Genomic DNA, 13,913 nt, shown 5'->3' with positions numbered 1-13,913 from the left:
TGCTTGCTTGGTACACTAGTTGCAGACTAGAGATGAAATGAGGGATACGGGATGAATGCTTCGAAACGAATTAAGGTTGCCATCATCGGACTAGGTGATATTGCAAGGAAAGTATATTTGCCTATATTATCAGTACATCCGAGCGTTGAAATTGTTGGTGTGCTGAATCGATCCTTTACCAAAGTCGAAGAAGTAATGCATCTGTACCGAATTCCGAAAGGGACATCTTCAATGAAGGAACTGCTTAGCTGGGAACTGGATGCGGTGTTTATACATAGTTCTACGGAATCGCATTTTGAGATCGTTATGGCTTGTATTGAAAAAGGAATTGCGGTTTACGTAGACAAGCCATTATCCTACCATTTGAAAGAATCAATAGAAATGGTTGCTTTTTCAGAATCCGTGAATGTACTCTTAGCTGTCGGCTTTAACCGTAGATTTGCGCCCCTTTATAGAGACGCAAGGGATTGGATTGTTGAAAAGGGAAACATCGAAAATATGTCACTAAGCAAACACCGCAGCAAACTCAGTACCGATTCTGCTCGGGTAACCGTATATGATGATTTTATTCATATGATCGATACTTTATTATGGTTTAGCGAGGAAGATGTTGAATGGATATCGCACGGGCTGCATATGAATTCAAGCGGCAGTCTGCTGCAAGGTTATGGCCATATTCGTTTTGGTAAGAACAAAGAAAATTTCGGAACGATATCTACTCATCGCTTGGCAGGAACGGATCTGGAGAGAGTGGAGCTGCACGGGCATCATCGTTCCATCGTGGTCGAACAGATGGAAACGGCAAGAAGATGGGAACCAAATTCCGGTGAAAGCATTCGGACGTTTGGAAGTTGGGATTCCATTCTTGATCGAAGAGGATTCACTTTTGCAGTGCAGCATTTCCTGGATCATATAGGTAAAGAACCAGAACAGTGCGAACTGCATGCTGCACATGTACTGGCAAGTCATGAAGTGGCTGAACAAATACTAAGCAAAACGTAACTTTATTAGTAGTAAATACAGGAGGAAACGGTTATGGAATATAAAACAAGAGAAGAACAAATCATTGAAAGCTACAGACAAGATGAGGATATGATGATCTTGGTGTTTGCACAGTGGTGTGTAAACCATGGACTAGACCCCGAGGAGTTATACCAACAAGCATATCCTGATCAAAAACATAACGAGAGACTCCAGCATGTGCTAAGACTAGTTGTTCCTAAGGAAGAAGCAGGAGAGATTCCTGATGATACACTTCTCGGAGTCTTAGCTTTATATGGTAATGAAGATCTTGCGATAGTCGTATCTGAGGTGATCGCAAATCAGGTAAATAAACAGAAAGATTAAAGCAGTTGTTCTCGGTGAATGGTGCGGAACTCTCTAGGTGCCATGCCATATTTGGACCGAAATACTCGGTGGAAATAAGTGTAACTGTTGAATCCGCAAGATTCAGCAATATGTTCAAGCGGCATAGGACTAAAGATAATGCGTTCCCGGGCCATATTCAGCCGAACATCCATCGTGTACTGCATAATGCTGGTATCAAATACTTCTTTAAATAAGTGGACGGCTCTAGACACACTAATTCCTACACTCGATGCTACATCTTCTAGTTTGAAGAGAGTAGAGGCGTTTTCTACAATATAATTTTTGATCTGAAAGGCAAGATATCCGTTTTGTGTGGATGTAGGCTGCTCTGTGAGAAGTCGATCGATTTCAAGACACAAGATACGCATATAATAACTTGGGATTTCCGGGTAAGGATTGGCGATCCGCCGCTGTTCAAGTACGATTTGTCGGAATAAAGTGAGTAAGTTTTCTGTTAAATCAACCTTAATCAGCGTCGGACGCTTTTTTTTATTCCACCATTCATCAACCCATTGCCCGCTAAAAAAAATGTGATAATCCCCACTTTCTACAAGGACCTCTCCTAATTTATTCTCTTCATTATCGATTTTTAATTCATATGGCTCGGTAGGATGATATAAAAGAAGATCCCCTGATTCGATATAGGTTAGTTCCCCATTCACTCTGGCACGGCAACGACCATCCGTTTGAAGCCGTAACAAGTAATTCTTAACTCCGTCTGATTGTGAAAAATAGTAAGGTTTACTGTGAAATGAGAAACCCGCTGTAAGAACTTGGCAGATATGATCAGCTGTCATTTTTAAGAACTCCTTGGATTAAAATTATGACCAGATTGTTCATGTTTTTATCATATACTTCATTTTAATTTAAAACCAAATCGAATACTATAGAACCAGGATTTAATGAGTTATATTTTTCCAAAGGTTACTTACGTCAGAGGAGTGACACAACTCGTGGAAATGAAAAAAATGAAAGCAGGCATTATCGGGTGTGGCAATATCAGCAGTATCTACCTTACCAACCTGAAGAATAGCCCTGTAATTGAAGTCGTGGCGTTAGCGGATCTAATTATGGAACGCGCCTCGGCGCGGGCAGCTGAATTCAGTGTAGAAAACGTTTACACAGTAGATGAAATGCTAAATAATAATGAAATAGAACTGATTTTAAATTTGACGGTACCCGGCAGTCATGCCTTAACCAATATTGCGGCTCTGCAAGCAGGAAAGCATGTTTATGGCGAGAAGCCTTTTGCGATTTCCCTTGAAGACGGTCGTAAGGTAATAGAACTTGCGGAAGAAAAGGGGCTCTATGTTGGATGTGCTCCGGATACGTTTTTGGGTTCTGGAATTCAGACCTCGATTCAAGCGATTCAAAATGGTCTGATTGGCACCCCGGTATCCGCTACTGCATTTTTTATGGGAGGCGGACCTGAATCCTGGCATCCGGATCCAGAATTTTTCTACGCTTACGGCGGTGGACCGATGCTTGATATGGGACCGTATTATTTAACGGCACTCGTCAAATTGCTTGGCCCGATTAGAAGAATCAGTGCGTCGGCAGGAATCCAGATTCCAGATCGTATTGTCGGTTCTGGGCCAAAACAAGGACAGAAGCTGCAGGTACAGACTCCAACCCATTTAGCAGGAACCATTGACTTCATGAATGGGGTCATCGGAACGATGATTGCAAGCTTTGATATTCCCGCAGGGTCCAGTTTACCGTTAATTGAAATTCACGGTACGAAAGGTACACTGCAAGTTCCAGACCCAAACTTTTTTAATGGAAAAGTCAAACTAAGAAAATATGGATCAGAGAAATGGGAGACGCTCGAACCTGTGTTTGTGAGTGAGCAGAATGAGCGCGGAGCAGGACTGAATCAAATGGTAGAGGCGATTCGAAGTCAGACACCTGCCGAAGCAAGCGGACAGCTGGGTTATCATATTCTTGAAGCAATGCATGCTTTTGAGCGATCTTCCTTAGAAGGAAGACATGTTCTTCTAGAAAGTACTTTGCCAGAATCTACAGTAGACCAGCAAGTAATGAAGTTAAACTTTGTAAATGAGAATGTCTCATAGCCTATGTAATAACTAATTCAATCAGCAGAGGTGGCTCCCTATGTTAAAACTCGGGCTTCAATTGTACACACTACGTGATTTATTGGAACAGGATTTCAAAGGAACGCTGGCTAAAGTCGCAGAACTCGGATATCAAGGAGTGGAGTTTCATCATTTTTATGGATACTCAGCGGAAGAAGTTAGGTCATTGCTTGATGAGCTTGGTCTCGAAATAGTAGGTACGCATGTACAGTACGATAGTTTGATAAACGATTTTGATCAAGTGGTTTCTTATCACAAAGCGATCGGGAACCGCAACATTATCGTACCTCACTTATCTGAAGAACAGCGCAGCGACTGGAGTAATGTCTTTGCGAATCTCAAAGAGATTAGTCATCAATTGAAACAACACGATATGGTCCTTTTATATCATAATCATGATTTTGAACTGACTGAGAAAATAAATGAAAAAACAGCACTAGATACGTTATTCTCTACCCTTCCTGAAGAGGTGTTAGCTGAGCTTGATACTTGCTGGATACACTACGCTGGTTACGATCCGGTGGAGTACATCGCTGCATACGAAGGAAGGTTGCCAATTGTTCACTGGAAAGATCTAAAACGAAACCCAGATGGAAGTCCGCTGACTGTCGAGCTTGGTCAAGGTGAAGTAGATGTAGCAGCAGTAGGTAATGCAGCGAATAAAGCAGGAGTAGAGTGGATTGTTGTCGAACAGGATTTCTGTACGAATCCCCCATTAGAAAGCATTGAAACCAGCCTGAATTGGATCAAACACTATGTGAATAACGGAGGAAAAGTAAATGTCTAAAACAGTAAAAGTAGCCATTATCGGTTGCGGAGGTATTGCAAACGGTAAACACATGCCAGCATTATTCAAACAGAAGAATGTAGAAATGATTGCATTCTGTGACATTCAAGAATCTCGTGCAGAGGAAGCAGCTGAGAAGTTTGGTGCAGAAGGTGCAAAAGTATATACAGATTATAAAGAGCTTTTAAAAGATCAATCTATTGATATTGTTCATGTTTGTACACCTAATGATTCTCATTCCGTTATTACTGTAGCAGCGCTTGAAGCAGATAAACACGTCATGTGTGAAAAGCCAATGGCGAAAACGACAGAACAAGCACAAGAAATGATTGATGCTGCAAAACGTACGGGCAAAAAGCTATCGATTGCCTATCAAAACCGCTTCCGTAATGATAGCTTGTATCTGAAAGAGCTCATAGAAGAAGGAGAGCTTGGGGATATTTACTATGGTAAAGCCATTGCTCTTCGCCGCCGTGGTGTTCCTACTTGGGGGGTATTCCTGGATGAAGAGAAACAAGGCGGTGGGCCGCTGATTGATATTGGTACACATGCACTCGACCTAACCTTATGGCTCATGGATAACTATAAGCCGAAGAGTGTGATGGGATCTGTGTTCCATAAACTAAGTAACCGTGAAAATGCGGCAAATGACTTCGGTCCTTGGGATCCAGAAGAATTTAAAGTAGAAGATTCTGCTTTTGGTTTTGTAACAATGGAGAACGGAGCAACCATTCAGGTGGAAGCAAGCTGGGCATTAAATGTCGTAGAAACAGGCGAAGCTCAAACCCTTCTTGCAGGTACAGAAGGGGGAGCAGATATGAAAAATGGTCTTCGTTTGAATGGAGAGAAACGAAGCAGATTATATAATCAAAATATTAATCTTAACGCAGGTGGAGTTGCTTTCTTCGAAGGTTCAAGTGAAACAGAGTCAGATCGTGAAGCAAGAATGTGGATCGAAGCGGTTACTGAGGACAAAGAACCACTCGTAAAACCAGAGCAAGCGCTGGTTGTTACTCAAATCCTTGAAGCCATTTACGAATCTGCACGTACAGGTAAAGCAGTGTATTTCGACTAATACAAATAAGAATATAGATGCAATCAATTATTGGGTAATAGAAAGGATCACTCGAAGTAAGCAGGTAAGAAATCTAGTTACAAGCTTGCTTCGAGTTTTCTATACCCGGCTTTAAATCTACTTATCATAGAACTAGGAGGGAATTTATTATGAAATTAGGCGTATTCGCTGTACTATTTGGTGACAGAAGTTTGGAAGAAGCACTCGACTATATCGCTTCTCAGGGACTCGGTGCAATTGAAATCGGCACAGGCGGAAACCCAGGGGACGCACATTGTAAACCAGCAGAACTTCTAGAGAATGAGACGAAATTAAAAGAATTTAAAAAGGCCGTTGAATCTCGTGGCTTAACCATTAGTGCACTAAGCTGTCATGGAAATCCACTTCATCCTCAGAAAGATATCGCTAAGAAATTTCATGATGACTTTGTAAATTCGGTAAAACTTGCTGAAAAACTCGAAGTACCCGTTGTTAATACCTTCTCTGGATTACCGGGTGATCATGAAGATGCTAAATATCCAAACTGGCCTGTAGCTCCTTGGCCAAATGATTTCCAAGAAGTATTGAAATGGCAGTGGGAGAACAAACTGATACCTTACTGGACAGAATGGGGAAAATTTGCATCCGATCATCAGGTTAAAGTGGGTCTAGAACTGCATGGCGGATTTTCAGTACACACACCAGCTACTTTGCTGCGTTTGCGTGAAGCCGCTGGAGAAGCGATCGGAGCTAACCTTGACCCATCTCACATGTGGTGGCAGGGAATTGATCCGGTAGAGGCGATCAAGATTCTTGGACGCGAGGGCGCCATTCACCACTTCCATGCGAAAGATACAACAATAGATCCAGTAAACGTAAATATGTATGGTCTGACTGATATGCAGTCTTATACGAATATGCAGACTCGTGCTTGGCAGTTCCGTACGGTTGGATACGGTCATGATATAAAAACGTGGGCAGATATTATAAGTGCCCTTAGACTTGTAGGTTACGATTATGTTGTCAGCATTGAGCATGAAGATGGCTTAATGTCTATTGAAGAAGGTTTTTCAAAAGCCGTTCACAATCTCAAACAGGTTCTAATTGAAGAGCCTGTTGGTGATATGTGGTGGGTGTAAAATTTTAGGGGGCAATAAACATGGTTAACGTCACGATTTGGAATGAATTTGTCCATGAGAAAATTCATGATGAGGCTAAAGAAGTTTATCCGGAAGGGATTCATAAAGTGCTTGCTGACGGTCTAGCGGGTGAGGGATATGCCATTCGCACGGCTACGCTCGATCAACCTGAGCATGGATTAACCGATGACGTCCTAAATACGACAGATGTACTGATCTGGTGGGGTCACATGGCACATGATCGAGTAAATGATCAGGTTGTTAGTAAAGTGGTAAAACGGGTATTAGACGGCATGGGATTTATCGTACTTCATTCGGGACACTTTTCTAAGCCTTTTAAAGCCTTGATGGGAACTTCTTGTGATCTCAAGTGGCGGGAAGCAAAAGAACAAGAAATTATTTGGTGTGTGAATCCGAATCACCCGATTGCAGAAGGAATTGACAGTCATATCCTACTGGAACATGAAGAAATGTATGGTGAGTTTTTTGATATTCCTACACCAGACGAACTTATTTTCCTGAGTAACTTTGCAGGTGGCGAAGTATTTAGAAGTGGATGTACTTTTAAGCGGGGCGAAGGTAAAATCTTTTACTTCCGTCCGGGTCATGAGACATATCCAACCTATTACAATCCGCAAGTAATGAAGGTCATCAGCAATTCTATAAGATGGGCTCATCCTACTCCGCACACCAAACCGGTGTATGGTTACAGCGAACCAGTGAGACCGTTAGGAGATATTCTTGTTTAAAACCAAATTCCGCATAATAAAGAGTAGACTGCCGGACGATCGGCAGTCTATATTTTTATCTATAAATAAACACTATAAATCGTTGTTATAAGAAGTTTATAGTGGTATAATAGCAATATCAGGAAAGGAGGTGCGTCAACATTTCAAGTACGATGTTGAACGTATCCCTTACCCGGTCCAGCAGTGTTTAACTAAAAGACACTTCTTGGAGGCGCGGGATACGATCATAAGCTTTGCAGCGCCACGGGTAGAGGGCCGTCTAAGGACGGTCCTTTTGTATTGATTAAAGCAATTAAAGAGTCAATACAACCCATTTAGGGTATTAATTGTAATAAGTTCTTTTTTGTCTATTTTTAATATTTCGTTTTCTTTCGGGTTAAAATATGTTAATATGAAATATACTAACTTATAGTAAGTTGTGTTTTCATGGAATTATTAAAGAGGTGAAAATAATGGAGAATCCACATCTTAAGATGTGTCCAAGGTTCGAAACTGCTTTTTCTTTTCTAGGTAAAAGGTGGAACGGACTAATTATTAAAACATTGTTAGACGGGCCTAAACGGTTTAAAGATATTTCCAATCTCATTCCACAGATGAGTGACAAGATGCTTTCTGAGCGAATGAAAGATTTAGAAGCAGAAGGTATATTAACACGCCATGTTTATCCTGAGACTCCAGTTCGTATTGAATATGAACTTACAGAGAAGGGAAAGGCGTTAAGTCCTGTCATGTCCCAGATTCAAAACTGGGCTGAAGAATGGATTGACTAGTGCAAAGAAGCATTATGAAGTGAAACAAAGCATTATATAGCAAGTTTTGCACCTAAGACTCTTTATTTTCCTAAACCGAAAATAAAGAGTTTTTTTCAAATAGGAGTAGTCCATGCACCTCTAGGCGGATTTTTGAGTATAATTCCGAAGAAGCCAATTATGGCGTAGGGAGGCTGATCACATGAATAAAATGTTCGTGTCCCGCAAAGTGGGTTATCCAAAACGCGAAGTTGACGTGCTCGAACGTGCATCCTTACAAGTTCAGTCAATCTATGACAGAGCAGCCACGATGGCTAAACAATACTATCTCTCTATAGACCTCAGTTATCCTACCGCTTTCCAACAGGTTCCGCCTACTTATTTTCAAAAATGGATATATACAATAAAGGGATGGAAGTTTCTTGGAAGTGAGTATACCCCAGAAAGTACAGAGAATCTCTCGACAATGACAGATGTGAAAACGAGCCTTAATCTTTCAGAGTTTCACCCTTCCAGCGATCCATCTTCTAGCACAAGTGAAGATACCATTACTCCGCTTATTAGTTTATGTTTACAAGCACTGATCTGGTCACAATATGAAGAAATAAGGTTATTGCATCCTTTTCTTGGGGAAGACAGCTTTTATTCAGAGGAAGAACTTGATATTATAGCAGCCTATTTTGTGCCTACTTACTTTTCGGAGAGACCGTTACGAACTTGTGGCAAAGCATATCGCAAACGGAATTTGTCTATTCCCATCTATCAAGAGAATTTACGCACTTCTTCGGTTGTCTATTCCGCTGAATCTGGAATGGTAGAGGAGCGCTTAACAACGGGAGTATATATATCGGATCGGCAGTTTAAAGGGCTTGGACCTTACATAAAGAACAGGTCTGGAACGCGGATCTTTATGCAAGCAGCAGTAGAATAGTCTCATGAATAATGTGTAGCCCTTCCTAGGGCTTTTTTTGTCATGAGTTGATCTCAGGCTATGGATAATAGTATGCTAGAGTTATGAGATTGACGGATATTGTCTAATTTTAGCAATCATCAAATGAACTACACAATTGCTCATAAACTGAGGCTAAAAAAAGTAAGGTGGTGATAGCATGAAAATGCGAAATCCAATTACAATTCCATCTATCATTCTGGTCGTGCTCGTTATGTTGATTTCGGGTTGCAGTGCATGGAATGAAGACGTAGGTGGAGCCGAGAAAGGAACACCAGGTGAGGTGAACATGATTGTAGAAGGTGGATTTTTTATACCGTCTATGAATCAATCCTTGCATTTACGTTATGATGAAGGGATGACGGTTTATGAAGCGCTGGACCGTGTAGCGAATTTATCGAAGGAGTCAAATCAGATACTTTCGGTCGGATCTACTGTGCTTGATGATACGTTACAGTGGAAGGTAGAGAAAAACAATAAAGTAATTAGTGCTGATATGTGGGGACAATCCCTAAAAGACAAAGATTCACTCAAACTGTCCGTAATACCTGCTACACCTATAGATATGAGCCAAACGGGTGGTTCGGGGGTTACTCTCGAGTTAAGTGGCGGATCAAACAATCCAGAATTACGTTTTACAATAGCAAGGCTATATGATCCCACGCTCACGGTTAGAGATCTACTAATGAGTACCGATTCTGTGCAGTTGTCCGATAATAAGAAGCATCTTCAATCTATAAATGGTTATGCCCCTCGAATAACGGAGAGATGGATGATGAAGGTGAATAACAAGGAACTTGCTGAACATGGACTTGATATGGTTTTAGATCCAGGTGATGAAGTGCGGATTGAAATCGTAGAGAGAATTTAGTAAAACACAAAATCGTATATAGATGAATCAATTTCATAATACCTTTAGTTGCTTTAATCAGGGGTATATATAGATCAAAATGGTTCTATTTGTCTATATATAGTTACAAATTTATCGTTTTAATGAGTTATGAAATTGATTCAGATGTGTAAAGAATGAAAGAAGCCGATTTCCTCCAGAGGAACCGGCTTCTTTCATATTTTAAATACGGCAGATTTCGATGGGGCATTGTTCACATCTGCAAATTTCACGGAGAGAATTTAGTTCTCTAATGATAATGTAGCCACCTTCATAAGCAAGAGAACCTTTTTTTCGAAGCTCCCCGAGCATTCGGTTTACGCTTTCTCTAGTAGCTCCAATCATGTTAGAGAGGTCAGTATGTGTCAATTTCTTATTAATGCGGATACTTCCATCGGCTAGTTGCTCACCGTAAGTATTGCCGAGACGAATCAGTGTAGAACATAGAGCTCCTTGTTTACCATACATCATAAGATCACGAAATTTAGTCTGTGTAATACGGTGGTAAATTCCCATCCATTTCATAAAGTCAATCGCGAAGTCACCGTATAAACCAATTAACAATTCAAGATCAGCCGTTTCTATAATACCAACTTCACTTTCCTCAAGCACTTCTGCAGAGAAGCTGTGTCTACTTGCAAAGAAGGGGTCTGCGTGACCTGTCATATCTCCATCTTGATGGATGTACATGATGAGTTCTTTTCCTTCATCTGTTGATTTAGTGACTTTGATCCGGCCCTTCTTTATATAGAAGAGTTTATCAGCTGTATCTCCTTCCCAGAAAAGATGAGACCCTTGGGGGAAAGTTCGATCCTTCATGGAGTCAAAAAGGCGGTTCAAATTTTCCTTGGAAAAACAGTTTGTATTTCCTTCAGTCTTATCTAATACATTGGTATAAGTCATGTTGATTCCCCCTAGCTTTTATCGTAAATAAGTTCGTTAACCTAAAAACAAGTCTTTATTAATGTGATGTAAGTCTTTGAATAACTCAAGTATATACTTATGAATTTGATTTTTGGGCTTTGAATAGAGGGAAACTGTGACGAAATTTTAAACTTTGTGATTCATTTCACTACCGGAAGGCGTGCTCGAAATTTTTGTGGAATCATTCATAAAATATGTGAAAATATTCACAAGCTTTAGATTTGTATTTATGATATGATGAACTTGTAGAAAAGAGAGTAACAAAATATATAGACATTTTGGTAGGAGGATGAATCACATGGCTGTTAATAAAGAAGAAGTAACAAAGGAAGTAACTGCCAAGGATTACATTAATGAAATCGTACTAAAAGGAAAAAAAGCTCTCAAATCTTTTATGGAACTTGATCAAGCTGCAGTCGACCGAATTGTTCAGGCTATGGCGCTTGCTGGGCTGGATCAACACATGCCTTTAGCTAAGATGGCGGTAGAAGAAACCGGTCGCGGTGTTTATGAAGATAAAATTATTAAAAATATTTTCGCTACAGAATATGTCTATAACGGAATTAAATATGATAAGACAGTTGGCGTCATAGAGGACAACGAATATGAAAACTGCCAAAAAATTGCTGAACCTGTTGGCGTGATTATGGGGATCACACCCGTAACCAATCCAACCTCAACAACAATGTTTAAAGCACTGATTGCCATTAAGACTCGTAACCCAATCGTTTTTGGTTTCCATCCTTCAGCCCAAAATTCGAGCCGTGAGGCTGCACGAATCCTGAGAGATGCAGCGATTAAAGAAGGTGCACCAGCAGATTGTATCCAGTGGATTGATGAACCTACCATGGAGAAGACGAATGAACTTATGAATCATCCTGACATTGCGCTGATTCTTGCTACAGGTGGAGGAGCTATGGTAAAAGCAGCATACAGCTGTGGCAAACCTGCTCTTGGCGTAGGACCTGGTAATGTTCCTTGCTTCATCGAAAAAACAGCTGACTTGAAACAAGCGGTGAATGATCTAATCCTATCTAAATCTTTTGATCATGGAATGATTTGTGCATCTGAGCAAGCGGTTATTATTGAAGAACCCATTTATAATGAAGCTAAAAAGTTGCTAATTGACAATGGATGTTATTTTGTAACGAAAGACGAAATAGCAAAACTTACAGCAGGTACAATTATCGCTGAGAAATGCGCTGTTAATCCAAAAATTGTAGGACAGTCTGCAGTCAAGATTGCTCAAATGTGCGGAATTCATGTTCCAGAAGGAACAAAAATCCTGATCGCAGAAATTGATGGTGTTGGACCGAAATTCCCGCTTTCTGCAGAAAAACTCAGCCCAGTACTTGCTTGTTACAAAGTAAAAACAGCGGATCAAGGGATTGAGCGTGCAGCTGAAATTGTTGCTTTTGGCGGAATGGGACACTCTTCGGTTATTCATTCCAATAATGATGATGTGATTAATCGTTTTGCAGATCGTCTGCCAACATGCCGTATTCTGGTAAATTCGCCTTCAACGCATGGAGCAATTGGTGATATTTATAATTCTAATATTCCTTCCCTTACCCTTGGCTGTGGATCGTATGGTCGTAACTCGACTTCTTCCAATGTGACAGCAGTTAATCTAATTAACGTGAAAAGGGTGGCGCGTAGAACGGTGAATATGCAATGGTTTAAAGTACCAAACAAAGTATACTTTGAAAAAGGCGCTACTCAGTATCTTGCCAAAATGCCGGATATTTCTCGTATTCTTATCGTAACGGATCCAATGATGGTAAAACTGGGCTATGTGGAAAAAGTAGAACATTACCTTCGTCAGCGCCGTGTGCCTGTTGCCATTGAAGTATTCTCTGATGTAGAGCCAGATCCATCGACAACAACGGTAGAACGCGGTACGGAACTTATGAAACAATTCCAACCTGACTGTATTATTGCTCTTGGCGGTGGTTCGCCAATGGATGCTGCCAAAGCAATGTGGCTGTTCTACGAGTACCCAGATACAAGTTTCCACAACTTAAAACAAAAATTCATGGATATTCGGAAACGGATTTACAAATATCCGCGTCTGGGACAAAAAGCACAGTTTGTGGCCATCCCAACTACTTCGGGTACGGGTTCTGAAGTAACTTCGTTTGCGGTTATTACTGATAAAAACAATGGCAACACGAAATATCCGCTGGCTGATTATGAGCTTACCCCTGATGTAGCCATTGTAGATCCAGAGTTCGTATACAGTTTGCCTAGAACAGCAGTTGCTGATACAGGGATGGATGTACTTACCCACGCAATTGAAGCATATGTATCAGTAATGGCAAATGATTATACAGATGGTCTTGCCATTAAGGCAATTCAGCTTGTATTTGAATATCTCGAAGCATCTGCACTCACAGGAGATAAATTGGCCAGAGAAAAAATGCACAATGCATCGACGATTGCAGGTATGGCTTTTGCGAATGCATTTCTTGGAATTAACCATTCCCTTGCTCATAAATGGGGAGGACAGTACCACACGGCCCATGGACGTACGAATGCAATCTTGTTACCTCACGTTATTCGTTATAATGCGAAGAAACCAACGAAATTTGCATCTTTCCCTAAATACTCGCACTTTATAGCTGATCAGCGTTATGCTGAAATTGCAAGAATTTTGGGATTGCCTGCAAGCACAACAGAAGAAGGGGTAAACAGCTTGATTCAAGCTATTCGAGATCTAAATAGAAAACTCGGTATCCCTGAATCTTTCCAAGCACTTGGTTTTGATGCTAAAGATTTCGAATCACGTGTAGATTATTTGGCGGATCGTGCATTTGAAGACCAATGTACAACCGCTAATCCGAAGTTACCTCTGGTGACTGAACTTGCTGATGTGTACCGTAACGCCTTCTATGGTAATTTTGATAAATAAGTAATGATAAAAATAGCCAAGCTGAGAGGGGATAATCCTGGTTAGCTCGGCTTTTTTATAAAAGGGAGGAAGGAGATGAATTTTATGTTTATTACCGATCTACCGACCGACTATAACAGAGAAATAAAAATAGAATAACAGTTTAAACTATGTGATTTATGTCACAGAGTAGGTGTGAGATATGTTCTATAATTCAAGGTGTAAAGCAGTTCCATGAAACAGTCGCTTCCCTTGAAAAGTGAAGAGAAGGGGTTATAACTAACAAGGAAGTGAAAATAGTCACATAGTGTGACAGCTG

Annotated in this window: 13 protein-coding genes; 11 read left to right on the top strand and 2 right to left on the bottom strand. The window is 40.7% G+C overall.

Features of this window, described 5'->3' with window-relative positions:
• The first annotated feature begins 51 nt into the window (after positions 1–51).
• Positions 52–1,002, top strand: a complete 951-nt coding sequence (locus GQY27_RS09225) for a Gfo/Idh/MocA family protein (protein WP_160033519.1) — start codon at positions 52–54, stop codon at positions 1,000–1,002.
• A gap of 33 nt (positions 1,003–1,035) precedes the next feature.
• Positions 1,036–1,347, top strand: a complete 312-nt coding sequence (gene yxiS / locus GQY27_RS09220) for a protein YxiS (protein ID WP_160033517.1) — start codon at positions 1,036–1,038, stop codon at positions 1,345–1,347.
• Here yxiS and GQY27_RS09215 read toward each other — a convergent pair.
• Positions 1,344–2,165, bottom strand: coding sequence for an AraC family transcriptional regulator (locus GQY27_RS09215; RefSeq protein WP_160033515.1), 822 nt, complete (start codon positions 2,163–2,165; stop codon positions 1,344–1,346). The two genes, yxiS and GQY27_RS09215, sit on opposite strands and share 4 nt — an antisense overlap.
• A 162-nt stretch (positions 2,166–2,327) precedes the next feature.
• On the opposite strand from GQY27_RS09215, the gene GQY27_RS09210 reads away from it, so the two are divergent.
• The 8 genes from GQY27_RS09210 (at position 2,328) to GQY27_RS09175 (ending at position 9,762) form a co-directional block, all read left to right on the top strand.
• Entirely contained in the window at positions 2,328–3,443 is a 1,116-nt protein-coding gene (locus GQY27_RS09210) for a Gfo/Idh/MocA family protein (RefSeq protein WP_160033686.1), read from the top strand.
• A 40-nt stretch (positions 3,444–3,483) separates the two neighbouring features.
• A complete protein-coding gene (locus tag GQY27_RS09205) occupies positions 3,484–4,251 on the top strand; it encodes a sugar phosphate isomerase/epimerase family protein (protein WP_160033513.1) in 768 nt (255 codons plus the stop codon).
• Entirely contained in the window at positions 4,244–5,326 is a 1,083-nt protein-coding gene (locus GQY27_RS09200; RefSeq protein WP_160033511.1) for a Gfo/Idh/MocA family protein, read from the top strand. Before GQY27_RS09205 ends, GQY27_RS09200 begins: the two co-directional genes overlap by 8 nt.
• 149 nt (positions 5,327–5,475) lie before the next feature.
• Positions 5,476–6,444 (top strand): sugar phosphate isomerase/epimerase family protein, encoded by a 969-nt coding sequence (locus GQY27_RS09195; RefSeq protein ID WP_160033509.1) that lies wholly within the window; start codon positions 5,476–5,478, stop codon positions 6,442–6,444.
• Positions 6,445–6,464: 20 nt separating this feature from the next.
• A complete protein-coding gene (locus GQY27_RS09190; protein WP_160033507.1) occupies positions 6,465–7,193 on the top strand; it encodes a ThuA domain-containing protein in 729 nt (242 codons plus the stop codon).
• A gap of 452 nt (positions 7,194–7,645) precedes the next feature.
• Positions 7,646–7,963 (top strand): winged helix-turn-helix transcriptional regulator, encoded by a 318-nt coding sequence (locus tag GQY27_RS09185; protein WP_160033505.1) that lies wholly within the window; start codon positions 7,646–7,648, stop codon positions 7,961–7,963.
• A gap of 181 nt (positions 7,964–8,144) precedes the next feature.
• A complete protein-coding gene (locus GQY27_RS09180; RefSeq protein ID WP_160033503.1) occupies positions 8,145–8,873 on the top strand; it encodes a hypothetical protein in 729 nt (242 codons plus the stop codon).
• A 178-nt stretch (positions 8,874–9,051) separates the two neighbouring features.
• Positions 9,052–9,762, top strand: a complete 711-nt coding sequence (locus tag GQY27_RS09175) for a hypothetical protein (protein ID WP_160033501.1) — start codon at positions 9,052–9,054, stop codon at positions 9,760–9,762.
• Positions 9,763–9,963: 201 nt separating this feature from the next.
• Here the strand turns inward: GQY27_RS09175 and GQY27_RS09170 are convergent, their stop codons facing one another.
• Positions 9,964–10,683 carry a Crp/Fnr family transcriptional regulator gene (locus tag GQY27_RS09170; protein ID WP_160033499.1) on the bottom strand — a complete coding sequence of 240 codons (720 nt, stop codon included), beginning with the start codon at positions 10,681–10,683 and terminating at the stop codon, positions 9,964–9,966.
• A gap of 319 nt (positions 10,684–11,002) precedes the next feature.
• On the opposite strand from GQY27_RS09170, the gene adhE reads away from it, so the two are divergent.
• Complete coding sequence (gene adhE, locus GQY27_RS09165) at positions 11,003–13,615, top strand: bifunctional acetaldehyde-CoA/alcohol dehydrogenase (protein WP_160033497.1); 2,613 nt, start codon at positions 11,003–11,005, stop codon at positions 13,613–13,615.
• Positions 13,616–13,913: the final 298 nt, after the last annotated feature.

This window comes from Paenibacillus sp. An7, assembly GCF_009870785.1.
In the GTDB taxonomy this organism is placed as follows: domain Bacteria; phylum Bacillota; class Bacilli; order Paenibacillales; family Paenibacillaceae; genus Paenibacillus.
Note: the sequence above shows the minus strand (reverse complement) of the source record. Positions and strands in the feature narration are given on the sequence as shown.

Bases quoted from the DNA above. Each gene is read 5' to 3' on its own strand.
- GQY27_RS09225 (WP_160033519.1), top strand. From the start codon at position 52: ATGAATGCTTCGAAACGAATTAAGGTTGCCATCATCGGACTAGGTGAT.
- yxiS (WP_160033517.1), top strand. From the start codon at position 1,036: ATGGAATATAAAACAAGAGAAGAACAAATCATTGAAAGCTACAGACAA.
- GQY27_RS09215 (WP_160033515.1), bottom strand. From the start codon at position 2,165: ATGACAGCTGATCATATCTGCCAAGTTCTTACAGCGGGTTTCTCATTT.
- GQY27_RS09210 (WP_160033686.1), top strand. From the start codon at position 2,328: ATGAAAAAAATGAAAGCAGGCATTATCGGGTGTGGCAATATCAGCAGT.
- GQY27_RS09205 (WP_160033513.1), top strand. From the start codon at position 3,484: ATGTTAAAACTCGGGCTTCAATTGTACACACTACGTGATTTATTGGAA.
- GQY27_RS09200 (WP_160033511.1), top strand. From the start codon at position 4,244: ATGTCTAAAACAGTAAAAGTAGCCATTATCGGTTGCGGAGGTATTGCA.
- GQY27_RS09195 (WP_160033509.1), top strand. From the start codon at position 5,476: ATGAAATTAGGCGTATTCGCTGTACTATTTGGTGACAGAAGTTTGGAA.
- GQY27_RS09190 (WP_160033507.1), top strand. From the start codon at position 6,465: ATGGTTAACGTCACGATTTGGAATGAATTTGTCCATGAGAAAATTCAT.
- GQY27_RS09185 (WP_160033505.1), top strand. From the start codon at position 7,646: ATGGAGAATCCACATCTTAAGATGTGTCCAAGGTTCGAAACTGCTTTT.
- GQY27_RS09180 (WP_160033503.1), top strand. From the start codon at position 8,145: ATGAATAAAATGTTCGTGTCCCGCAAAGTGGGTTATCCAAAACGCGAA.
- GQY27_RS09175 (WP_160033501.1), top strand. From the start codon at position 9,052: ATGAAAATGCGAAATCCAATTACAATTCCATCTATCATTCTGGTCGTG.
- GQY27_RS09170 (WP_160033499.1), bottom strand. From the start codon at position 10,683: ATGACTTATACCAATGTATTAGATAAGACTGAAGGAAATACAAACTGT.
- adhE (WP_160033497.1), top strand. From the start codon at position 11,003: ATGGCTGTTAATAAAGAAGAAGTAACAAAGGAAGTAACTGCCAAGGAT.